At 72.0% G+C, this 21,560-nt stretch carries 20 protein-coding genes and 1 riboswitch; of the genes, 6 read left to right on the forward strand and 14 right to left on the reverse strand.

Annotated elements, in window-relative coordinates; all coding sequences use genetic code 11:
* Positions 1–13 precede the first annotated feature (13 nt).
* A complete protein-coding gene (locus ACWGKJ_RS31460) occupies positions 14–1,405 on the reverse strand; it encodes a peptidase C39 family protein (protein WP_385023981.1) in 1,392 nt (463 codons plus the stop codon).
* A gap of 172 nt (positions 1,406–1,577) precedes the next feature.
* On the opposite strand from ACWGKJ_RS31460, the gene ACWGKJ_RS31465 reads away from it, so the two are divergent.
* Together ACWGKJ_RS31465 and ACWGKJ_RS31470 are read left to right on the forward strand one after the other, a co-directional pair.
* Positions 1,578–2,159 (forward strand): uridine kinase family protein, encoded by a 582-nt coding sequence (locus ACWGKJ_RS31465; RefSeq protein WP_385023983.1) that lies wholly within the window; start codon positions 1,578–1,580, stop codon positions 2,157–2,159.
* A gap of 429 nt (positions 2,160–2,588) precedes the next feature.
* Complete coding sequence (locus ACWGKJ_RS31470; RefSeq protein ID WP_385023985.1) at positions 2,589–4,490, forward strand: AAA family ATPase; 1,902 nt, start codon at positions 2,589–2,591, stop codon at positions 4,488–4,490.
* A 166-nt stretch (positions 4,491–4,656) separates the two neighbouring features.
* Here the strand turns inward: ACWGKJ_RS31470 and ACWGKJ_RS31475 are convergent, their stop codons facing one another.
* From ACWGKJ_RS31475 to ACWGKJ_RS31535, 13 genes are all read right to left on the reverse strand, one after another.
* Entirely contained in the window at positions 4,657–5,670 is a 1,014-nt protein-coding gene (locus ACWGKJ_RS31475; protein ID WP_385023987.1) for a YdcF family protein, read from the reverse strand.
* Between the two features lie 139 nt (positions 5,671–5,809).
* A complete protein-coding gene (locus tag ACWGKJ_RS31480; protein WP_385023989.1) occupies positions 5,810–5,989 on the reverse strand; it encodes a hypothetical protein in 180 nt (59 codons plus the stop codon).
* A gap of 264 nt (positions 5,990–6,253) precedes the next feature.
* Positions 6,254–7,354, reverse strand: coding sequence for a hemolysin family protein (locus ACWGKJ_RS31485; RefSeq protein WP_385023991.1), 1,101 nt, complete (start codon positions 7,352–7,354; stop codon positions 6,254–6,256).
* Complete coding sequence (locus ACWGKJ_RS31490) at positions 7,351–8,694, reverse strand: hemolysin family protein (protein WP_385023993.1); 1,344 nt, start codon at positions 8,692–8,694, stop codon at positions 7,351–7,353. Before ACWGKJ_RS31490 ends, ACWGKJ_RS31485 begins: the two co-directional genes overlap by 4 nt.
* Positions 8,695–8,909: 215 nt before the next feature.
* On the reverse strand, positions 8,910–9,377 hold the full coding sequence (locus tag ACWGKJ_RS31495; protein ID WP_385023995.1) for a PH domain-containing protein: 468 nt from the start codon (positions 9,375–9,377) through the stop codon (positions 8,910–8,912).
* A gap of 41 nt (positions 9,378–9,418) precedes the next feature.
* Entirely contained in the window at positions 9,419–10,267 is an 849-nt protein-coding gene (hisG, locus tag ACWGKJ_RS31500; RefSeq protein ID WP_385023997.1) for an ATP phosphoribosyltransferase, read from the reverse strand.
* A 134-nt stretch (positions 10,268–10,401) separates the two neighbouring features.
* Positions 10,402–10,674: a phosphoribosyl-ATP diphosphatase gene (locus tag ACWGKJ_RS31505; protein WP_164266345.1), complete on the reverse strand. Its 273-nt coding sequence runs from the start codon at positions 10,672–10,674 to the stop codon at positions 10,402–10,404.
* Positions 10,675–10,708: 34 nt separating this feature from the next.
* Complete coding sequence (ribH, locus tag ACWGKJ_RS31510; RefSeq protein ID WP_385024000.1) at positions 10,709–11,194, reverse strand: 6,7-dimethyl-8-ribityllumazine synthase; 486 nt, start codon at positions 11,192–11,194, stop codon at positions 10,709–10,711.
* A gap of 21 nt (positions 11,195–11,215) precedes the next feature.
* Positions 11,216–12,499 carry a bifunctional 3,4-dihydroxy-2-butanone-4-phosphate synthase/GTP cyclohydrolase II gene (locus ACWGKJ_RS31515; RefSeq protein ID WP_385024002.1) on the reverse strand — a complete coding sequence of 428 codons (1,284 nt, stop codon included), beginning with the start codon at positions 12,497–12,499 and terminating at the stop codon, positions 11,216–11,218.
* Positions 12,496–13,149, reverse strand: coding sequence for a nicotinamide mononucleotide transporter family protein (locus ACWGKJ_RS31520; protein ID WP_385024004.1), 654 nt, complete (start codon positions 13,147–13,149; stop codon positions 12,496–12,498). Before ACWGKJ_RS31520 ends, ACWGKJ_RS31515 begins: the two co-directional genes overlap by 4 nt.
* On the reverse strand, positions 13,146–13,775 hold the full coding sequence (locus tag ACWGKJ_RS31525; RefSeq protein WP_385024006.1) for a riboflavin synthase: 630 nt from the start codon (positions 13,773–13,775) through the stop codon (positions 13,146–13,148). The genes ACWGKJ_RS31520 and ACWGKJ_RS31525 overlap by 4 nt, the downstream gene beginning before the upstream one ends.
* Positions 13,776–13,780: 5 nt before the next feature.
* A complete protein-coding gene (gene ribD / locus ACWGKJ_RS31530) occupies positions 13,781–14,845 on the reverse strand; it encodes a bifunctional diaminohydroxyphosphoribosylaminopyrimidine deaminase/5-amino-6-(5-phosphoribosylamino)uracil reductase RibD (protein ID WP_453315882.1) in 1,065 nt (354 codons plus the stop codon).
* Between the two features lie 183 nt (positions 14,846–15,028).
* A riboswitch (FMN riboswitch) is annotated at positions 15,029–15,159 on the reverse strand.
* Between the two features lie 245 nt (positions 15,160–15,404).
* A complete protein-coding gene (locus ACWGKJ_RS31535) occupies positions 15,405–16,592 on the reverse strand; it encodes an ROK family transcriptional regulator (RefSeq protein ID WP_385024008.1) in 1,188 nt (395 codons plus the stop codon).
* A 132-nt stretch (positions 16,593–16,724) separates the two neighbouring features.
* Between ACWGKJ_RS31535 and ACWGKJ_RS31540 the strand changes: the two genes are divergently transcribed.
* The 4 genes from ACWGKJ_RS31540 to ACWGKJ_RS31555 all read left to right on the forward strand — a co-directional run bounded on the left by ACWGKJ_RS31540 (position 16,725) and on the right by ACWGKJ_RS31555 (position 21,415).
* Positions 16,725–17,957, forward strand: coding sequence for an MFS transporter (locus ACWGKJ_RS31540; RefSeq protein WP_385024010.1), 1,233 nt, complete (start codon positions 16,725–16,727; stop codon positions 17,955–17,957).
* A 217-nt stretch (positions 17,958–18,174) separates the two neighbouring features.
* Positions 18,175–19,638 carry a uracil-xanthine permease family protein gene (locus ACWGKJ_RS31545; RefSeq protein ID WP_385024012.1) on the forward strand — a complete coding sequence of 488 codons (1,464 nt, stop codon included), beginning with the start codon at positions 18,175–18,177 and terminating at the stop codon, positions 19,636–19,638.
* Positions 19,639–19,735: 97 nt separating this feature from the next.
* Positions 19,736–20,440 carry a DUF5995 family protein gene (locus ACWGKJ_RS31550; RefSeq protein ID WP_385024014.1) on the forward strand — a complete coding sequence of 235 codons (705 nt, stop codon included), beginning with the start codon at positions 19,736–19,738 and terminating at the stop codon, positions 20,438–20,440.
* 42 nt (positions 20,441–20,482) lie between these two features.
* The gene (locus tag ACWGKJ_RS31555; RefSeq protein ID WP_385024016.1) at positions 20,483–21,415 is read left to right on the forward strand and encodes a TIGR03619 family F420-dependent LLM class oxidoreductase; all 933 of its coding nucleotides are present in this window, start codon (positions 20,483–20,485) and stop codon (positions 21,413–21,415) included.
* The last annotated feature ends 145 nt before the right edge of the window (positions 21,416–21,560 follow it).

A 21,560-nucleotide genomic window follows, 5' to 3' on the forward strand; every position in this document is an offset into this window, starting at 1 on the left:
GCGCCGCGCCTGCTCACAGCAGCCCGAGTGACTCCAGCGCCCGGCGCTGGTCCGGTGCCGGGTCGGTCGGCCAGTAGACGTAACAGACCCCGCCCGTGCCGGAGACGACGGCGCCGGACGCGTTGTACCGCTTGGTGCGGAGCCAGATGTTCTCCCACTCGGCGCGCCGGTACACATGGCGGACCGCCTTGTCGTCCGGCGACGCCGGGTCGTTGGCGATCACGTCGCCGTCGGCCGTGAAGCCGATGACCGTCATCAGATGGCCCGATGTGCCGTAACCGGCGCCGGTCAGCTCGTCCTTGAGGAAGGACTGCGAGGTGATGACCGGGATGCCCACCCTGATCAGGGTCTCCAGGTCGGTGAGCGAACCCAGCCGGGTGACCACGGCGCTCATGGACTCGTACGTCGCCGCGTAGGCGGCGTTGAAGGGCCAGTTGCCGCATCCCTCGTACTGGAAGTCGTAGGTGTAGCGGGCCGCCTGGCAGACCTCGGGGTCCGCGTACGACGGATCGATCCAGGCCATTTCGGCGGCGGTGGGTCCGCGGCCCCAGTACTTGATGATCATCGAGGACGAGGTGGGGCTGCACCACGCCTCGCCGCCGTTGTCGTACTGCGGGTACTGGCCCGCGTGGATGTCCTGCGAGAAGCGCGGGACGGTCAGCTCCCTGGAGAGCCCCGGCACCGACGGCGGGACGGTGAACCGGTCGGGGATGTCCGATGCCATCGCCCCGACCCGCCGGACCGTGGGCGTCAGCCGGGTGCCCGGGGTGCGGTACAGCGTCAGCCGGAGGCGGTAGGAGACCAGCCGCAGTCCGCTCGCCGCGTCGCCGATGGCGAAGGTGTCGGTCGAGATGGAGCTCTTGCCGTCGCCCTGGCCGTCGAGGGAGGTGCGCCGGATGTCCGTGTCACCGGAGGCCCAGCGGCCCATCACGTACCAGGGCGTCTCGGTTCCGTCGCTGTAGCTGCCGCGCAGCTCGACCTGGATCCAGGTGCCCGCCGGGGTGTGCGCGTTCCAGGAGGCGACGGCCTCGGTGGCCGGGACGCGTGAGCGGTGCACCCGGGAGGTCCACGTCGCGTACTCCCAGGTGGCGCTCTTCCCGGTGTGCGGATCGGTGTAGTCGGTGCGGCCCGCCGGAACACCGATGACCAGTCCGGAGTGGCGGCCGTGCAGAGCGGTGGTGCCGTCGGCGGCGCCGGAGCGCCAGTCGGAGTACGAGGCCCAGACGCTGTTGTCCACGAGCGGGGTCACACGGCTCCCCCCTGGGGCCTGCGGGGTGCGCGAGGCGGCCCGCGCGGCGTTCGGTGCGGAAGGGGCGGCGACCGCCGGTGCGGCGGCGCCCGCGGCGGCAGCGGCGGCGGCGACCGCCGCAGCGAGGACGGTTCTGCGCGGAGTGGTACTGGTCACGTGGGTGGACCCCCGGTCGGATGCGGATGGGGCGGCGGCTGCACGGCAGTGGGGCAACTATCCGGCTCCCGGCGAGTTTCTGCCAGTGATTCACCTCCCCCTCCTGCGACCAATATTGGTCTCTACCACTGGCGTGACCTGCGGCACCGCCCACTGCTCCTAGGCTGTCCTCATGGAAGACCTCGACCGGATGGCCGCCGCCGTCCACGCACGGCCCGTCTCCTGCGGGCCCGTTCGGCTGATCGCGGTCGACGGCCACGCGGGCTCGGGGAAGAGCACGTTCTCGGCCAGGCTCGCCGCGGCCCTGGGCTCGGCCCCCGTACTCCATCTGGATGATCTCGCCACCCACCAGGAGCTGTTCGCCTGGACCGGGCGGCTGCGCGCGCAGGTGCTCGCGCCGTTCACCCGCGGCGAGGCCGCCCGGTACACGCCGTACGACTGGACGCTGCGCCGCTTCGGCCCCGAGCGGATCCTGGAACCCACTGACGTCGTCATTGTCGAAGGGGTGGGCGCGGGCCGGCGCGCCCTGCGCCCGTATCTGGCGCAGCTGCTCTGGATGGACCGGGGCGCCGACGCGTCCTGGGAACGGGGCCGCCACCGCGACGGGCCGGCGCTGCGGGACTTCTGGGACGGGTGGACAGCGGCGGAGACCCGGCACTTCGCCGGGGACCCTTCCCGGCCATTCGCGGATCTGCTGGTACGTGAGTGCGACGGGGGTTACGCGTGGTCCCCGGGTCCTTCAGTGACCGCGTGAGCGATCCATGCGGTCACACACAGTCATGACCTCTCCGCAGGACCTGCACCCGGCGGAAAACCGCCCTTCCCGTGCTTCAACTCCGCTTGACCCAGGGCCCGTACAGGTCTTACGTTCTCAATGTGCGGCTTTTCGAAGTCGCCGCAGACGCGAAGCCCCCGGTTGTTCCCCCGTGATCGGGGGCTTCGTTCTGCCCATACCCTCCCCAACCGGACGTCCAGCCTCTCTGATCGCTCACCCTCGGTCACCGTGAGCGATCCCCTCCCCCAGGCAGCAGGTGCTCCGGCACCCTTCGGTACGGGGCCTCTGCGCAGGTACGATGCCCTTCGGGCGGCGCCGGTCAATTCCCGTCCGCTGCACAGCGGTTCACAGGTCGCCGGGCGCCGGGCCCGGCGGCACGGTACGGGGGCACGGTCTGTGGGGGACGTGATGGACTTCGGCACGCAGGGCTCGCACGCCCCGGCCGATCTCGCCTGGCTGCGGGGCGTGGACGCCTACACGATGGGGGCGTATCCGCAGGCGGAGGAGGAGTTCCGGGCCGCGGTCCGGCTCGATCCGGGGATGGCGGACGGCTGGCTCGGACTGCATGCGCTGCGGGTGGACACCACCACCGCCCTCCTGCGGATGTTCCGGCACCGGGAGCGGTTCGGCGAACAGCGCTCCCGGCTGCGCCGCACCCTCAACTCCTGGTACTGGCTGGGCTGGTGGGTGCAGCCGGTCCTGGAGAGCCCGCGCGATCTGCTGCTGGCGCACGCCTCGCACTGGCTGGACGGACGGCATGTGCCGGAGCTGGACCGGGCGCTGGCCGGGCTGCCGCCGGTCGACACCGATCCGCAGGTGCGGTTCCTGCACGCCTGCCGCGCCTACCTCGCCAAGGACTGGGAGCGGCTGGTGCGTCACACCGCCTCGCTGGTCGACGATCCGGTCCTGGGAATCGAGGCGGGCCTGTTCGGCGGGATGGCACGGGTGCGTCTGGAGATGTACGGGCAGGCCGAACCGCTGCTCTCCGCCGCGCTGATGCGCTGCCGCAGCGAGCAGCCGCAGCGCAAGGAGCTGCGCTACTGGCTCGCCCGCGCCCACGAGGGGACCGGGCGCAGCGCGGCGGCCCTGCCGCTGTACCGGGCGGTGCACCGGGTGGATCCCGCGTTCATGGACACCGCAGCCCGGCTCGCCGCGATCGCCGAGGGCGACGGGTTCGACGACGCGGTGGACTACGCCGCGGTCTCGCTGGCCGGGGCCGGGCAGGACGCTGTGGACGGTCAGGCCGACGGCGTCCTGGTGGAGGGCGACCCGGTTGAGGGGCGGGACCCGCGGCCCGGGGGCCCGGGGAGCCCCGCGGGCGATCCGCTCGGCGGCCCGGACCCGCTGTCCGGCGCCGTACGGGACCGGGACCGGGCCCCGGCAGAGCAGTTCCCGCCGGATCTGCCGGCCGGGCCCGCCGACCCCGAGCTGCTGGCGTGCGCACTGGACGAGCTGGAGCGCATGGTCGGCCTCGAACCGGTGAAGCGTCAGGTCAAAGCGCTGTCGGCGCAGCTCAACATGGCCCGGCTGCGGGCCGCTCAGGGGCTGCCGGTGCAGCCGCCGAAGCGCCACTTCGTCTTCTCGGGCCCCTCGGGCACCGGCAAGACGACGGTGGCCCGCATCCTCGGCCGGGTGTTCTACGCCCTCGGGCTGCTCGGCGGTGAGCATCTGATCGAGGCTCAGCGCGCCGATCTGGTGGGCGAGTTCCTGGGCCAGACGGCCGTGAAGGCCAATGAGCTGATCGACTCCGCGCTCGGCGGGGTGCTCTTCGTGGACGAGGCGTACAGCCTCTCCAACTCCGGCTACAGCAAGGGCGACGCCTACGGCGACGAGGCCCTCCAGGTCCTGCTGAAGAGGGCCGAGGACAACCGCGACCACCTGGTGGTCATCCTGGCCGGCTACCCCGAGGGCATGGACCGCCTCCTCGCCACCAACCCGGGGCTCTCCTCACGCTTCACCTCCCGGGTCGACTTCCCGAGCTACCGGCCGCTGGAGCTGACCGCCATCGGCGAGGTGCTGGCCACCGAGAACGGCGACGTGTGGGACGAGGAGTCGCTGGACGAGCTGCGCTCGATCGCCGGTCATGTGGTGGACCAGGGGTGGATCGACGAGCTGGGCAACGGCCGGTTCCTGCGCACGCTGTACGAGAAGAGCTGCGCGTACCGGGACCTGCGCCTGACCGGTTACGCGAGCACGCCGGGCCGGGACGATCTGTCGACGCTGCGGCTGCCGGATCTGATGCAGGCGTACGGGGAGGTGCTCTCGGGGCGGGGACCGGTCGGCCGCGGGCAGCAGGAGCCGCCGCTCTGACCGGGCCCCGTCCCGGAGCGGGGACGCCAGGCGATTCCGGGAAACGGACTGCCGCCGACTGCCGCCCCAGCCGTGGTGCCGACGCGCACCGCCTCAGCTGTCGGCCCCACACCGTCCCGCGACCGGTCTCCGGCCGGCCGGCTCGGAAAGGGATTCGGCTCGGGCGTCACGCGAGCGGCCTGAGCCACCACAAGAGGAAACCGCCGAGCAGGAGGGTCAGGCACACAGCGAGGTTGGTCCGCCGGTAGAGGACGAACAGCGCGACGAACTCACGGATCGTCGCGCTGGGCCAGAAGTACGCGGCTGTCGGCGCTCCCACGACATGCCCTCTCACCCCTGCCCTGCGGGCCGACACAGCGGCGCGGAAGGCGTGGTAGTTGCTGGTGACGATGGTGCACCGGTAGTCCGGGCGTGCCTTCTCCATGATCTCCGCGCTGAACCGGAGGTTCTCGTCGGTGCTCGCCGACCGGTCCTCACGCTCGATCGCGGCGGCTGGGATCCCGCACCCGACGAGGTAGTCGGCCATCGCGTGCGACTCGGGCACCTTCTCGTCGGGGCCCTGCCCGCCGGAGACGAGCAGCACGGGCCTTCGTCCCCGTGCCACCAGCCGTTCGTAGACCTTGCGTCCCCGGTCGAGCCGGTTGGTCAGCAAGGGCGGCGGCGTCACTCCACCGGCCAGCCCCGAGCCGAGCACCACCACGTAGTCGGCCTTGCGGGGGATGTACAGCCGCCCGTAGACAAACGCGTATCCGAGGTAGCAGAGGAACAGAAAGCCGGTGTAGCCGGCCAGGGCCGCAACGGTCGCCGCCACGACCAGCAGGGTGCGCTGCTGCGTGACCGCCGCTGTGGCCAGAAGGGCCAGCACGCACAGCAGCGCTGTCCCGGAGAGCAGGGACAGCAGATTCCCCGGGCTCGCCCCCTCCTTGCGCACCATGACCACTCCGTTGGCGAGCAGACAGCAGGCGAGCGTGACGATGCCGAGTGCGAGCAGGACCACCAGCGCTGCTGCGACGTCCTTCGCGAGGACCGGGCGGTCCCGGGAGAACTCGACCAGCAGCGCCGCGGAGGCGAGGACGAGCGAGAGCCCGAGCAGAACGGCGTTGCCGATCCGGCGGCGGTCCCCCAGCACCCGGACACAGAACAGCAGGAGGAGCAGCGCCGCCGGTAGGTAGATCAGCATGTCGCACAGGCTATGCGGCGTAGCTGAGGACCCGGCGGGGGGACTGGAGGCCGCCGCTCACTCCCTCTCGCTCCCCGGTGAAGGCTGGGTGAAGCGGCGGAGCCGGTGGCGACCCCGGGGCCGCCGGGTTGTGGCATCCTCAGGCGGCCGCGGCAACCGGCGGTTGCTCGGGCACGATGACGAGGAACGAGTCGGATTCCAGGTCCATCACCACTTCGGCGGGAATCCCCTCACCGCGCCGCTCGGCCGCATAGGCTTCCGCGGGCCATACGCCACGCGGGGCTCCCGCCGGGAACGACCGAAGGATTTCACCACTCATGACGAGCCTCCCGCGCTCACACCGTCCCGTCCGGGGCCGATGAGGATCTGTCCCTCGCCTTCCCCTCATCGCGCGGTGAACACCCCCGGGCCGAGCGGAAGTCCGAGCACGCAGAGGGGGGCCAACATCTGTTGTCCGGCCCTCTCGACTGGCGTCTGGTCTGGTCGTCGGCCGTTCCGCACGCGTCGGAAACGCTCGTCATCAATGCGGCCGGACCGTGTCCGGCCGGTCGTCACGGGCCCATGACGACCGGCCGGACAGGACCTACCCCGCCAGTGCCTGCTCGGTGCGGTCGGTGCGCGGCTCCGACACCCGGGTCACCTGCGGCGCCGGGACTTCCCGGTGCGCCGGGTCCCGTACCTCACCGACCAGCTTCTCCAGCACGTCCTCCAGCGCCACCAGTCCGAGTATCCGTCCCGATCCGTCGGCCACCTGGGCCAGGTGGGTGGCCGCGCGCCGCATCACGGTCAGCGCGTCGTCCAGCGGCAGCTCCGCGCGGAGTGTCGCCATCGGGCGCCAGACCTGCTGGGGGACGGCCCGTTCCCGGTCCTCCAGGTCGAGCACGTCCTTGACGTGCAGATAGCCCATGAAGGCGCCGCTGTCCGCGCACACCGGGAAGCGCGAGTAGCCGGTACGCACGGTCAGCTCCTCGATGGCCAGGGGGGTGACCGAGGGGGCGACCGTGATCAGGTCGGCGCGGGCGATCAGCACCTCCGCGATCGGTGTGCTGCCGAGCTCCAGGGCGTCCTCCAGGCGCTCCTGCGCCTCCGAGTCGAGCAGTCCGGCCTGGCCCGAGTCCTCGACGAGCCGGTTGAGCTGCTCGCTGGTGAAGACCGCCTCGACCTCGTCCTTGGGCTCGACACCGAAGAGCTTCAGCACCAGCCGGGCGCAGGCCCCGAGTGCGACGGTCACCGGGCGGCAGAGCCGGGCGAAGCCCACGAGTCCGGGGCTGAGCCAGAGCGCGGTCCTCTCGGGTGCGGCCATCGCGAGGTTCTTCGGGACCATCTCGCCGATGACCAGGTGCAGCGAGACCACGAGCGCCAGGGCGATCGCGTACCCCAGGGGGTGGACGAGCCCGTCGGGCAGCCGGACCGCCTGGAAGACCGGTTCGAGCAGCCGGGCCACGGTCGGCTCGGCGACGGCGCCCAGGGTCAGCGAACAGACGGTGATGCCGAACTGGGCGGCCGCCATCATCCGGGGCAGGTTCTCCAGGCCGTACAGCACCTTGCGGGCCCGTGCGGAGCCCTCGGCGGCCAGCGGCTCGACCTGGCTGCGGCGTACGGAGACGAGCGCGAACTCGGCGCCGACGAAGAAGCCGTTGGCGAGCACCAGGGCGGCGGCGAAGAGCAGTTGGAGGAGGCTCATCGCGCGCCCTCCATGACCGGCGCCTGCACATCGGCGGTGCGCACGAGACGCACCCGCTCGGCGCGGTAGCGCTCGACCCTGCGGACCGAGAGCCGCCAGCCGGGCAGTTCGGCCCGGTCGCCCGGGGCGGGAATGCGTCCCAGCAGATCGGCGACGAGTCCGGCGACGGTCTCGTACGGGCCTTCGGGGACCTCAAGACCTATCCGCCGCAAGGTGAGGACCCGGCAGCTGCCGTCGGCCTCCCAGGCGGGGTTGCCGTCCTCGGCGGGGGCCGCGGACAGCTCGGGGCGGTCGGCGTCGGCGCCGTCGTGCTCGTCCCTGACCTCCCCGACCAGCTCCTCGACGATGTCCTCCAGGGTGACGACACCGGCGGTGCCGCCGTACTCGTCCACCACCACGGCGATGGGCTGCTCGGTGCGCAGCCGCTCCAGGAGCTGCTGTACGGGCAGGGTCTCGGGGACCAGGAGCGGGGCGACCGCGACCCGTCCCACCGAGGTCCGGTGCCGGTCCTGGACCGCCACGGCCAGCGCGTCCTTCAGATGGACCATGCCGACGACCTCGTCGATGCGCTCCCGGTAGACGGGGAAGCGGGAGAGGCCGGTGGCGCGGGTGAGGTTCAGTACGTCGGCCGCCGTCGCCGACGACTGGAGCGCGCTGACCTTCACCCGGGGGGTCATGACGTGCTGGGCGGTGAGTCCGGCCAGCGAGAGGGTCCGTACGAAGAGGTCCGCCGTGTCCTGCTCCAGCGTGCCGGCCTGCGCCGAGTGGCGGGCCAGCGAGACGAGTTCACCGGGGGTGCGGGCCGAGGCCAGTTCGTCGGCGGGCTCGACGCCGAGCGCCCGTACCAGCCGGTTGGCGACGGTGTTCAGCAGCGTGATCACCGGCCGGAACGCGGTCGAGAAGAGATGCTGGGGGCCGGCGACGAACCGGGCCACGTGGAGCGGCCTGGAGACCGCCCAGTTCTTGGGGACCAGTTCGCCGAGGACCATCTGCACGGCGGCGGCGAGCATCATGCCGAGCACCACGCTGATGCCGGACACGGCCCCTTCGGGCAGTCCGGTGGCGCCCAGCGGCCCGTCGAGCAGCTGCGCGAGTGCGGGCTCGGCGAGCATGCCGACCACCAGCGAGGTGATGGTGATGCCGAGCTGGGTGCCGGAGAGCTGGAAGGAGAGTTCCCGCAGGGCGCGCACGACGGTGCGGGCCCGGCGGTCGCCTTCGGCGGCGGCGCGTTCGGCGTCCGGCCGCTCCACGGTGACGAGGCCGAATTCGGCCGCGACGAAGAATCCGTTGGCGAGAATCAGAAGGAAGGCCGCTCCGAGGAGCAGAAGGGGAATGGTCATGCCGCCGCCTCCAGGAGGGGGGCGGCGCACGTACTACCGGATGATCCGTCCATTGCTGGAAGGAATCACTCCTCATGTCGCAGGGGGTGCCCCGCGGACCACCAGGTCACAGAATGCGGGGCGGGGCGCACCCGGCGCCCCGCCCCAGAATAATCAAACAGCGGCCCGATGCGTCAGTGGCCCGGTCGCCGCACCCGCCGCATGGGCGGGCTCCGCTACTCCCCGGGTGTACTCCGTTCGGTGGCCGCCGGGCCCCGTGAGTCCGCCAGGGCGCGCAGGGCGCGGGCGTCCCGGATGGCCTGGGCCTTGCCGATACCGGGCTGGATGCCGAGTGCGGGGAGGCTGGTGCCGTCGCTGAGGTCGAGGAAGACCCAGGCGTCGCCGGGCCGCAGATTGACGTGCAGGATCTCCGGCCAGGCCAGCCGGCGCCTGGATGTGAGATTGACGACGGTGACGCCGTCCTGGTCCGCGACGACCTTGGGGCGGCTGAGCAGCGCCAGCACACCGAAGAAGATCCCCGCGGTGAGAATGAAGGAGACGCGTTCACCGGGCGTCAGGGTCTCCAGCATCAGGGCGACGACGGTGAGGACGACGAACATGACCGTCCCCACGGACAGCAGCACCACCCGGGTGCGGGTCGGCCTGAAGGTGACCGGGAGGGCGGGGAGTTCGGGGGCGGTCATGTTCCGTGCGTCCTTCGTGCTGGTCAGAGACGGCAGGCCGGTCAGAGACGGCAGGCGTGGATGGCCGTGGTGAGGATGGCGCGGGCGCCGAGTGCGTAGAGGTCGTCCATGATCCGCTGGGCCTCCTTCGCCGCGACCATCGAGCGGACGGCGACCCATCCCTCATGGTGCAGCGGGGAGACGGTCGGCGACTCCAGGCCGGGGGTGAGGGCCACGGCCTGCTCCAGGTGCTCGACCCGGCAGTCGTAGTCCATCATCACGTAGCTCCGGGCCACCAGGACGCCCTGGAGACGGCGGAGGAACTGCTGCACCTTGGGCTCGTCGGTCGCGGCGCCGGTCCGGCGGATGACGACGGCCTCGGACTGCATGATCGGCTCGCCGATCACTTCGAGTCCGGCGTTGCGCAGCGAGGTGCCGGTCTCGACGACGTCCGCGATGACCTGGGCGACGCCCAGCTCGATGGCCGTCTCGACGGCGCCGTCGAGGTGGACGACGGAGGCGTCGACGCCCTGGTCGGCGAGGGCCTTGGCGACGATTCCCTCGTACGAGGTGGCGATCGTCATGCCGCCGAAGTCCTCCGGGCCCTTCGCGGTGCCCGGCCGGGTGGCGTACCGGAAGGTCGAGCGGGCGAAGCCGAGCCGGAGGATCTCCTCGGCCTCGGCGCCGGAGTCGAGCAGCAGGTCACGGCCGGTGATGCCGATGTCGAGCTTGCCGGAACTGACGTAGATCGCGATGTCGCGGGGGCGGAGGTAGAAGAACTCGACCTGGTTCTCCGGGTCGACCAGGACCAGTTCCTTGGACTCCTTGCGCTGCTGGTAGCCGGCCTCATGGAGCATCGCCATCGCAGGCCCGGAGAGAGAACCCTTGTTGGGGACGGCGATGCGCAGCATGAGGTCGGCTTCCTTCGTGCGGAGTGGCGGGGCTGGGGCGGGGTGCTGGGTGTACGGAGAGAGTGCGGGCGTGCGGCAGGGGTCAGGGACGGGGCCCGGAGACGCGGCTCGGCGCCCCGGCTCCGGAATGCGGCTCAGAGATGGGCGTAGACGTCGTCGAGTGAGATCCCACGGGCGACCATCATCACCTGGACGTGGTACAGCAGCTGCGAGATCTCCTCGGCGGCGGCCTCCTTGCCCTCGTGCTCGGCTGCCATCCAGACCTCGGCTGCCTCCTCGACGACCTTCTTGCCGATGGCATGCACGCCCTTGCCCACCAGTTCGGCGGTACGGGAAGTGGAGGGGTCGCCGTTGGCGGCCTTGAGCTGGAGCTCGGAGAAGAGCTCTTCGAAGGTTTTGTTCGCCATGATGCTGCTAAGAGTACGGGGTCGCCGTCTCCACTCAGCGCCAGGGTTCGCTGACCGTCCGCAGTGTGGTCGCGGTGGCGACGGCCGCGGTGACCGCTTCGTGCCCCTTGTCCTCGTGGGAGCCTTCGAGGCCCGCCCGGTCCAGCGCCTGGTCCTCGGTGTCGCAGGTCAGCACCCCGAAACCGATCGGGACGCCGGTCTCGACGGAGACCTGGGTGAGGCCGACCGTGACGCCCTGGCACACATAGTCGAAGTGCGGAGTGCCGCCCCTGATGACCACGCCGAGGGCGACGATCGCATCGTAACCGCGGCCCGCCAGGACCTTGGCGACCACCGGGAGTTCGAAGCTGCCCGGGACCCGCAGCAGAGTCGGTTCGTCGATCCCCAGCTCGCCCAGTGCGCGCAGCGCGCCGTCGACGAGTCCGTCCATGACCTTCTCGTGCCACTGGGCCGCGATGACGGCCACGCGCAGGTCGCCGCAGTTCTTCACGGTGAGTTCGGGTGCGCCCTTGCCGCTCATGTCTGTCTCTCCCTTTGCTTCTTACTGGTTGCCGCAGGCGGACGTGGTGTCCAGCCAGGGCAGGTCGTGTCCCATCCGGTCCCGCTTGGTGCGCAGATACCGGATGTTGTGCTCGTCAGCCTGGACGGGCATGGCCTCCCGGCCGGTGACGTCCAGGCCGTACCGGACGAGGGCGGCGGTCTTCTCGGGGTTGTTGGTCATCAGCCGCAGGCTGCGCACCCCGAGGTCGGTGAGGATCTGGGCCCCTGCGCCGTAGTCGCGGGCATCGGCGGGCAGCCCCAGTTCCAGGTTGGCGTCCAGGGTGTCGCGGCCGCGCTCCTGGAGCTCGTAGGCGCGCAGCTTGGACAGCAGTCCGATGCCGCGCCCCTCGTGGCCGCGCAGATAGACGACGACACCGCGGCCCTCGGCGGTGATGCGCTCCATGGAGGCGTCCAGCTGGGGGCCGCAGTCGCAGCGCAGCGAGTGGAAGATGTCACCGGTGAGGCACTCGGAGTGGACCCGCACCAGGACGTCTTCGCCGTCCCCGATCTCCCCGTGGACCAGGGCGACATGCTCGATTCCGTCGGCGATGGAGCGGTAGCCGTACGCTGTGAACTCGCCGTGGGCGGTGGGGAGGCGGACGGTCGCCTCGCGGCGGACCCGGGGCTCGGAGCTGCGGCGGTAGGCGGCCAGGTCCTCGATGGAGATGATCGTCAGGCCGTGCTTGCGTGCGAACGGGACCAGCTCGGGCAGCCGCAGCATCACCCCGTCCTCCCCCGCGATCTCGACGATCGCGCCGGCCGGGCGCAGACCGGCGAGCCGGGCCAGGTCGACGGCGGCCTCGGTGTGCCCGTTGCGCACGAGCACCCCGCCGGGCCTGGCCCGCAGCGGGAAGACATGCCCGGGGCGTACGAAGTCCCCGGCGCCGGCCCGGCCCTCGGCGAGCAGCCGCAGGGTGGTCGCGCGGTCGGCGGCGGAGATACCGGTGGTGACCCCGTGCGCGGTGCTCGCGTCGACGGAGACCGTGAAGGCCGTCTGCATCGACTCGGTGTTGTTCTCGACCATCTGGGGGAGGTCGAGCCGGGCCAGTTCCTCGCCCTCCATGGGGGCGCAGATCAGCCCCCGGCACTCGCTCATCATGAACGCGACCAGCTCGGGGGTGGCCTTCTCGGCCGCGATGACCAGGTCGCCCTCGTTCTCGCGGTCCTCGTCGTCGACGACCACGACGGGCCGGCCCGCGGCGATGTCGCGTACGGCCTGTTCCACCGGGTCGAGCGAGAGGTCCTCGGCGCTGTCGGTCGAGTACCAGAGGGGTTCGGCGCTCATGCTGCTGCTCCTTCCAGGGCGGGCTTGACGCTCGTACGTGAGCGGAGCCACCAGTCGCGCAGGCCCCAGAGGACGAGCGCGAAGTAGACCACGTAGACCAGGCCGGAGAAGGCCAGGCCGCTGTGGAAGGCGAGGGGGACGCCGACGAGGTCGACGAGCAGCCACGCGAACCAGAATTCGACGAGCCCGCGCGCCTGGGCGACCATCGCGACCAGGGTGCCGACGAATATGTACGCGTCGGCCCACGGGCTCCAGGAGAGGGAGGGGACGGCCAGGAAGAGTCCGGCGACGGCGACGGTGCCGACCGCGGCGCCCGCGAGGAGCAGTCCGCGCTCGCGCCAGCTGGCGAACCGCACGGCGATACTGCCGTCCTGGGCCTGCTGCCTGCCCCGGGTCCAGGCCCGCCAGCCCCACAGGGCCACCCCGATGACCAGCAGCTGTTTGCCGACTCCGCCGCTGAGATGGGCGGTGGAGTACGCGCCGACGAGGATCACTCCGGACAGGAACTGCGCGGGCCAGGTCAGCACCGAGCGGCGCCAGCCGAGGGCGAGCGCGATCAGTCCGATGGTGTTGCCGATCATGTCGGACCAGAGGATGTGCTGGCCGAGCACGGTGAAAGCCTCGGTGTTCAGCCAGGTCAGTGCGGTCATCGCAGCGGCCCTCCGGTTCCGGGCGCGGCCGGGGCGCCATCGGCGCCGAGCAGCCGCTCGACGTACTTGGCGAGTACGTCCACCTCAAGGTTGACCTGGTCGCCCGGCTGCTTGATGCCGAGGGTGGTCAGAGCGAGGGTGGTGGGGATGAGGCTGATGGTGAAGTAGTCGGGTCCGGCGTCGACCACGGTGAGACTGACCCCGTCGACGGTGATGGAGCCCTTCTCCACGACGTACCGGGAGAGGTCCGCCGGGAGCGAGACCTTCACGATCTCCCAGTGCTCGGAGGGTGTGCGTTCCACGACCGTGCCGGTGCCGTCCACATGGCCCTGTACGAGATGTCCGCCGAGGCGGCCGCCCAGCGCCATGGGGCGTTCGAGGTTGACCCGGGAGCCGGTGGCGAGTGCGCCGAGGCTGGAGCGGTTGAGTGTCTCGGCCATGACATCCGCGGTGAACTCGCCGCCGCCGGACTCGACCACGGTGAGACAGACGCCGTTGACGGCGATGGAGTCGCCGTGCTTGGCGTCCTCGGTCACGACCGGCCCGCGCAGGCGGAAGCGGGAGGCGTCGCCGAGGTTCTCGACGGCGGTGACCTCACCCAGTTCTTCGACGATTCCGGTGAACACGGCGCTCAGCGCTCCTTCGGGGTGGCGGTGATCCGCAGATCGGGGCCGATGCGGACGGTCTCGGTGACGTCGAGTCGCAACGCGTCGGTGAGGGTGGTGATTCCGGCGTCGGCGAGGGCGGCGGGGCCGGCGCCGAGGAGGACGGGGGCGAGATAGCCGACGATCCGGTCGACGGCGCCCGCGGCGACGAAGGAACCGGCGAGTGTCGGCCCGCCCTCCAGGAGTACGGAGCGGACACCCCGCGCGTACAGCTCGGCGAGCAGGGCGCCCACGGCGATACCCGCCCCGTCGTACGGCAGATGTGCCACATCGGCGCCGTTCGCCGCCGGGAGCGGGGGCGCCGCGACGCCCTCGCCCACCACGACCAGGGTCGGCGCGGCACCGTCCAGGACCCGGGCGCCGGGGGTGAGGGAGCGGGCGTGGGTGTCCAGGACCACCCGCAGCGGCTGGGTCGCGCCCTCGATACCGCGGACGGCGAGGTGCGGATCGTCGGTGCGCAGGGTCCCCGAGCCGACGAGGACGGCGTCGGACTCGGCGCGCAGCCGGTGGACGTCGGCGCGGGCTTCGGCCGATGTGATCCAGCGGCTCGTCCGGTCGGCGGCCGCGGTGCGGCCGTCGAGTGTCGCCGCGTACTTCCAGGTCACATGGGGGCGGCCGAGGCGCACCGAGGTGAGCCAGGCGGCGTTGCCCGCTTCGGCCTCGGCGGCGAGGACGCCCGCCGTCACCTCGACCCCGGCGGCGCGCAGGGTCTCGGCGCCGCCGGTCGCCTGCGGGGTGGGGTCGGCGACCGCGTACACCACGTGCGCGACTCCGGCGTCGATGAGCGCCTGGGAGCAGGGGCCGGTGCGGCCGGTGTGGTTGCAGGGTTCGAGCGTGACGTACGCGGTGCCGCCGCGCGCGCTCTCCCCCGCCGACGCGAGGGCGTCGACCTCGGCGTGCGGCCCGCCGGCCCGCCGGTGGAAGCCTTCGCCCACCGTCTCGCCCCGGGCGTCGACGATGACGCAGCCGACGACGGGGTTGGGGCTGGTGGATCCGAGTCCGCGCGCGGCGAGCGCGATGGCTCGGCGCATGGTGTCGGCCGCCTGCGGCGACGGAGCGGCTGCGGTGGCCACCGGGTCCTCCTGCCTCTTCGGGCACGGACTCCGGGGCCTGTCGATGACGACAGAAAGCGCGGCCGTACGGGGACGCCGGGACCGGAGTACGGCTGTGTCAGAAAAGACACGCCACCGGCTACGACGTACCGAAACGGCCCGCCGCGCACTGCCTCCCATCCGGACTTTCACCGTCGGTCCAGGAATTACACCTGGTCAACCGCCCACTGGATGCGGACGGGTCGCGGACTATAACCGCCGGTTCGGAATTACACCGACCCCGGAGTGCGCTGCTGTTGGTACGAGTCAAGTCTGCCACGTCCGGCTGTCGGCCATGCGGGCGGCCTGCTGTGGGCTGGCTCACAGGGACTGCGACCGGACGGTCACGGGCTGTGCAGGCCGCCCCCGCACTCCGCGCTGGTTCCGCCGCCCGTCTTCCGTGTCTCCCCGGGCTCCGGGCTCCGGGCTCCGGGCTCCGGGCTCCGGGCTCCGGGCTTACGGACATACGGGCATACGGGGCGCTCCCCCGGCCGCGGGGTCAGCCGCCGAAGACATCGTCCTGCGCCGCGTCCCGCGCGGTCAGCAGCGCGCCGCGCAGCACCGCCGCGCCGCCGAGCGCCCCCGCGCGCACTTCGGTACGCAGCGGGGAGAGCGCCGCCAGCTGCCGTTCCACCCGGGCCGCGAGGTCCGCTCCCCCGGCGTGGCCGATCTCGCCGCCCAGCACCAGACAGCCCGGATCGACCACGGCGACGACGGCGGCGGCCCCGATGGCGAGGTACCGGGCGAGCGCCTCCAGGAAGTCCTCGCCGCGCCGGCCTGCGGCAGGGGCGGCCCGCACGGCGGCGGCCGCCGCGGGTTCCCACCGCTCGGGCACCGCGGTGACTCCGTGCCCGGCGGCGAGGGCGCAGATCGCGGCGCTTCCGGCCAGACCGTGGAACCCGTCCGCGCAGTCGGTGGCCGACGGCAGCCCGCCGCCCCGGCCGCCGCCGGGCACCGGGAGGAAGCCGATCTCGCCCGCGCCGCCCGACGCGCCCCGGCGCAGCTTCCCTTCGAGGACGAGGGCGGCGCCGACGCCGTGGCCGAGCCAGAGCAGGACGAAGGTGTCGAGGCCGCGGGCCGCGCCGGAGCGCTGCTCGGCGAGGGCGGCGAGATTGGTCTCGTTCTCGACGAGGACCGTGGCGGGCAGCCGCTCCTGGAGTGCGCCGACCAGGCTGCGGTGCCAGGCGGGCAGGCCACTGGTGTCGCGGAGTTCACCGGTGGCCGGGTCGATGAGGCCCGGGGCGCCGATCCCGACGCTGTGCAGCCGGGAGGCACCGGCCCGCCGGACGGTGTGCTCCAGCAGGGCGGCCGCCTCCTCCACGGCATCGGCGGGTCCGGGCCCCGCTCCGTCGCCGACGGGCAGCGTGGCCTCGGCGAGCACGGTGCCGAGCAGGTCGGCGACGGTCACGGCGACGCTTCCGGTCCGTACGTCGAGTGCCGCGAGGTGTGCCCGGTCGGCCACGATCCCGTACAGCCGGGCGTTCGGACCGCGCCGCTCCGCGCCCGCCTCGCCGACGACCCGGATCAGCCCGGCCGTCCGCAGCCGCTCCACGAGGTCGGCGACGCTCGGCCGGGAGAGACCGGTGAGCGTCTTGAGCTGCCCGGCCGTCAACGGGCCCTGCCCCTGGAGGAGATCGAGGGCGATGCGGTCGTTGACGGCCCGAGCGGTGATCGAGGAGGCGGGCATGCCGGGATCCTTCCAGATCTGCTGCGCGATCTATTTATCAGGCAGGTTGCCTGATAGTTTACGGTCCGGCGCCGGGGCGAGTACCGGATGCCGCAGCACCAGGGGCACGGGACAGCGACACGGGGAGGGCATATGAGCGGCGATGCGGGCTCCGGCCTGCGCGGGGTGAAGCGGGGGCGGTACGCCCTGGCTGCCGTGTTCTGCGTCCATGGCGCGGTGACCGGCAGTTTCGCGACCCGGGTCCCGTGGATCCAGGAGCACGCCGGGGTGAGCGCGGGCCAGCTCGGCCTGGCGCTGGCCTTCCCGGCGATCGGATCCTCGCTGCTGATGCCGGTCTCGGGCGCGGTCACCCACCGGTTCGGGTCCCGCAACGCGCTGCGCGGCCTGCTCGCGCTGTGGACCCTGGCGCTGGCGCTGCCCGCGTTCGCGCCGAACCTGGTCACGCTCTGCGCCGTGCTCTTCTTCTACGGCGCCGCCGCCGGTATGGCGGACGTGGCGATGAACGCGCTGGGAGTCGAGACGGAGACCCGGCTCGGCCGCTCCATCATGTCCGGGCTGCACGGGATGTGGAGCGCGGGCGCCCTGATCGGTTCGGCCGCGGGCACGCTCGCCGCCCATCTGGGCAGCGACGCCCGGCTCCACCACTGCGTCGCCGCCGCGGTCCTCACCGTGCTGGGTCTCGCCGCCTGTCAGGGGGTGCTCGATGTACGGAGCACCGCGCAGGACACCGCACCGCCGCGCTTCGCGCTGCCGCCCAGGTCCGCGCTGGTCATCGGCGCCGTGGGCTTCTGTGCGGTCTTCGCGGAGGGCGCGAGCCTCGACTGGTCGGCGGTCTTCCTGCGGGACACCCTGGACACGTCGGCGGGCGTCGCCGCCGGGTCCACCACCGCCTTCTCGCTCACCATGGCGGTGGCCAGGCTGGTCGGGGACCGGGTGGTCGACCGCTTCGGCGCGGTACGGACGGTGCGCACGGGCGGGGTACTGGCCACGCTGGGCGGGCTGCTGGTCGTGCTGGCCCCCGGCCCCTTCGCGGCGATGGGCGGTTTCGCGCTGATCGGGCTCGGGATCGCGCTGGTCGTCCCGTTGGCCTTCGCGGCGGCGGGACGCAGCGGCCCGAACCCCAGCCAGGCCATCGCGGGGGTCGCCACCATCACGTACACCTCGGGGCTGATCGCACCTTCGGCGATCGGCGGTATCGCCAACGCGACCTCGCTGGTGGGCTCTTTCATCCTGGTGACGGTGCTGGCCTTCGGCCTGGTCCTGACCGGGGGCGTACTGCGCTCGACGCGCCGGGTGGTGGTGGAGGCCGGCACGGCGGGGGCCGGGGAGGAGGCCCGGGACCCCGGTGTCGCGGGGCAGGGCTGATCCGTACGGAGGCCGCCACGGCGCCCCGGGGGCGGCACAGCCGCTCCCCTCCCGCCCCTCCACGCTGTTCCTCTCCCCCGCTGTTCCCCGGCGGTGAGCGGTACGTGAGCGGTAAAGGGAGGGGCGTGCTCCGCATTAACATTGCTCTGGCCATTTCTGCCGCGAAGTGCACGGACAGCTGCCATGCGAGACAGATATCCAGCAGAGAAGTGAACGAATGGGAGCGATCATGGGCGGCCTCGGCGTGCGCTGGACCTTGCACGGCGACGGGAGAACCCCTGCTCCGGGGGCTGTCGTACGGCCCGACGAACGGCTGACCTGGCCGCGCACCGCCGGGCTCGGTGCGCAGCATGTGGTGGCGATGTTCGGTGCGTCGTTCGTGGCGCCCGTCCTGATGGGTCTCGACCCGAACCTCGCGATCATGATGTCCGGTGTCGCGACCATGATCTTCCTGCTCGCCACCCGCGGCCGGGTCCCCAGCTATCTGGGCTGTTCGCTCTCCTTCGTCGGCGTCGCGGCGACCATCCGGGCCACCGGGGGCAGCAGCGCCACCGTGACCGGTGCGGTCTTCGTCGTCGGTGCGGTCCTCTTCGCCGCGGGCCTCGCCGTCCAGCGCTTCGGGGCGCGCATCATCCACGCGGCGATGCCGCCGGTGGTCACCGGTGCGGTCGTCATGCTCATCGGCTTCAACCTGGCACCGGTGACCGCGTCCACCTACTGGCCGCAGGACCAGTGGACCGCGCTCCTGGTGATGCTCTTCACCGGCCTCGCCGTCGTCTGCCTGCGGGGTTTCTGGTCACGGATCGCGATCTTCCTGGGGCTGGTCTTCGGATACGCCTTCTCCTGGCTCTGCGACCAGGTCTTCGGGAGGATCCACTCGGTCGACGCGGCCGGCAAGGTCACCGACCACTGGCGTCTCGACCTCTCCGGTGTGGGCCGGGCGGACTGGGTGGGACTGCCGACCTTCCACGCGCCGAGTTTCCAGTGGTCGGCGATCCTCGTCGCACTGCCCGTCATCATCGCGCTGATCGCCGAGAACGCCGGGCACGTCAAGGCGGTCGGCGAGATGACCGGCGCCAACCTGGACGGCAAACTGGGCACCGCCATCGCAGCGGACGGGGTCGCCTCCATGCTCTCCACCGGTCTCGGCGGTCCCCCCAACACCACGTACTCCGAGAACATCGGTGTGATGGCGGCGACCCGGGTGTACTCCACCGCCGCGTACTGGGCGGCTGCCTGCTTCGCGCTCCTCTTCGGTCTCTGCCCGAAGTTCGGCGCCGTGGTGGCCGCGATCCCCGGTGGCGTGCTCGGCGGGATCACCGTGATCCTCTACGGCATGATCGGTCTGCTCGGCGCCCAGATCTGGATCAACGGCAAGGTGGATCTGCGCAATCCGCTGAATCTGGTACCAGCGGCCGCGGGCATCATCATCGGGGTCGGCGGTGTCTCGCTGAAGATCACGGACAACTTCCAGCTCAGCGGGATCGCGCTCGGCACGATCGTGGTGATCACCGGCTACCACGCGCTGCGGGCCATGGCCCCGCCGCACCTCAAGTCGCAGACACCGCTGCTGGATTCGGGTACGTCGTCGTACGAACAGGCCGAACAGGACAGGCAGGCCGGGCAAGCCGGGCACGGCGCGCCCCCGGAGCCCGGCGAGGAGCCCGGCCGCAACGGGTAGCGGGCCCCGGCTCGCCCACTCCGGCCACTTCGTCCGTTCTGAGGATGTACGGGCGTGATGCCGCCCTTCCGGCGCCCGCTGCTGCCAGGCTGCCCCCATGACACAGACGGAACAGCGCACGGCCCGGAACGCCCCTGCCGGGCACTCGGTCGACGGTGTGGCGGCCAGGATGCGCGCCCTGCGTGCGTCGTGGCCGCCCACGGACGGGGTGGCGGTCTTCAACAACGTCTATCTGACCGTCACCGAAGAGGTCGGACAGCGCATCGAGGGACGGAAGTTCCCCGATCCGCGCGGCGCCACGACGCTCGACGTGGTGTTCGCCGAGCGCTATCTCGCCGCGGTCGACGCGGTGGCCGCGGGGCACAGGCCGCCCGCCTGCTGGCGGCCGCTCTTCCAGTACCGCCACCACCCGGGCGTACGGCCGCTGCAGTTCGCGCTCGCGGGCATCAACGCCCATATCGGCCACGACCTGGCGCTCGCCGTCGTCGACTCCTGCCGTCTTCTCGGCTGTGAACCCGCCGCGCTCGAAGGGGACTTCCACCGGGTCGGCGCGATCCTCGACCGGCTGGAGGAACGGATCCGCGAGGAGCTGATGCCGGGGCCCGACCTCCTGGAGATCATCGACCCGCTCACCCATCTGATCGGTTCATGGAGCCTGGAGCGCGCCCGCGACGCCGCCTGGTCGGCCGCCCGGATTCTCTGGGGCCTGCGGGAACTACCTCCCCTCGCCGAGGAGTTCAGAGAGGGGATGGACGCGAATGCCGGCCTGGTCGGCCGGTATCTGCTCACCCCGCTGCACTGACCGGACCGGCTGTGCCGGCTCTACCGACGAAGGAGCACACCCATGGCGATCCCGCTCGGTCTCGGCCTTCCCCAGATGAAGCAGTACGCCATCGGGCGCGATGTCCCGGCGGTGGCGCGTGCGGCCGAGGAGACCGGATTCGAATCGCTCTGGGTCTTCGAGCGGATCCTCTTCCCCGAACCGGCCACCCAGGGGCTGTACGGCGTACCAGGGCTGCCCTGGCCCGATCAGTACCGCTCGGTGGCCGACCCGCTGGTGACCCTGGCACTGGCCGCGGCGGCGACCGGCCGGGCCCGGCTGGGGACCAGTGTGCTGGTGGCGCCGCTGCATGTGCCCTTCCAGCTGGCCCGCTCCCTCGCCTCGCTCGACGCGGCGAGCGGCGGCCGGGTCGTGGCCGGGATCGGGACGGGCTGGTCGCACGACGAGTACGCGGCGGCGGGCGTGGTCCCGTACGCGAGGCGCGGCGCGTTCCTGGACGAACTGCTCGACGTCTTCGAAGCGGTGTGGGGCCCCGATCCGGTGGCGTACGAAGGGGAGTTCACCACCATCGCCCCGGCCGAGGTGGGTCCCAAGCCGGCCCGCCCCATCCCGGTCCGGCTGCCGGCCGGCGGCCCCCGCGCCCTGCGGCGGCTGGTCGACCGGGCGGACGGCTGGATGCCGGTGGCCCTGGGGCCCGCCGCGCTCGCCGATGAGTGGCGGAAGATCCAGGACCTGGCAGGCGAACGAGGGCGCGAGCGGCCGCTGACCGCGACGGTCCGGGTCAACGCGGTGCACAGTGCCAAGCCGTACGGGGGCGGGGACCGCAAACCCTTCCAGGGCAGCACCGCACAGATCGTCGAGGACCTGGCGGCGCACGCGGAGACCGGGGTGGCCACCGAGTTCCTGCTCGACCTCCAGAGCACGCAGCGCGACGCGGACGAACTGACGGACACGGCCGCCGAGGTGTACACGGCGGCGCGCGCGGCAGGGATCTGACCGGGCCGGGCCGGGCGGGCGCGCCGGAGCTGGGCCCGTCCCCGGCCCGGGGAAGCTCCTATAGATCGTCAAGCAGCTTGGGTGAGCTGTTCGGTGGTGATCTGGGGGTGGGGCAGGTGTCGGTAGACCTCGCGGGCGACGAACC

The organism is Streptomyces sp. NPDC054757 (genome assembly GCF_053612185.1).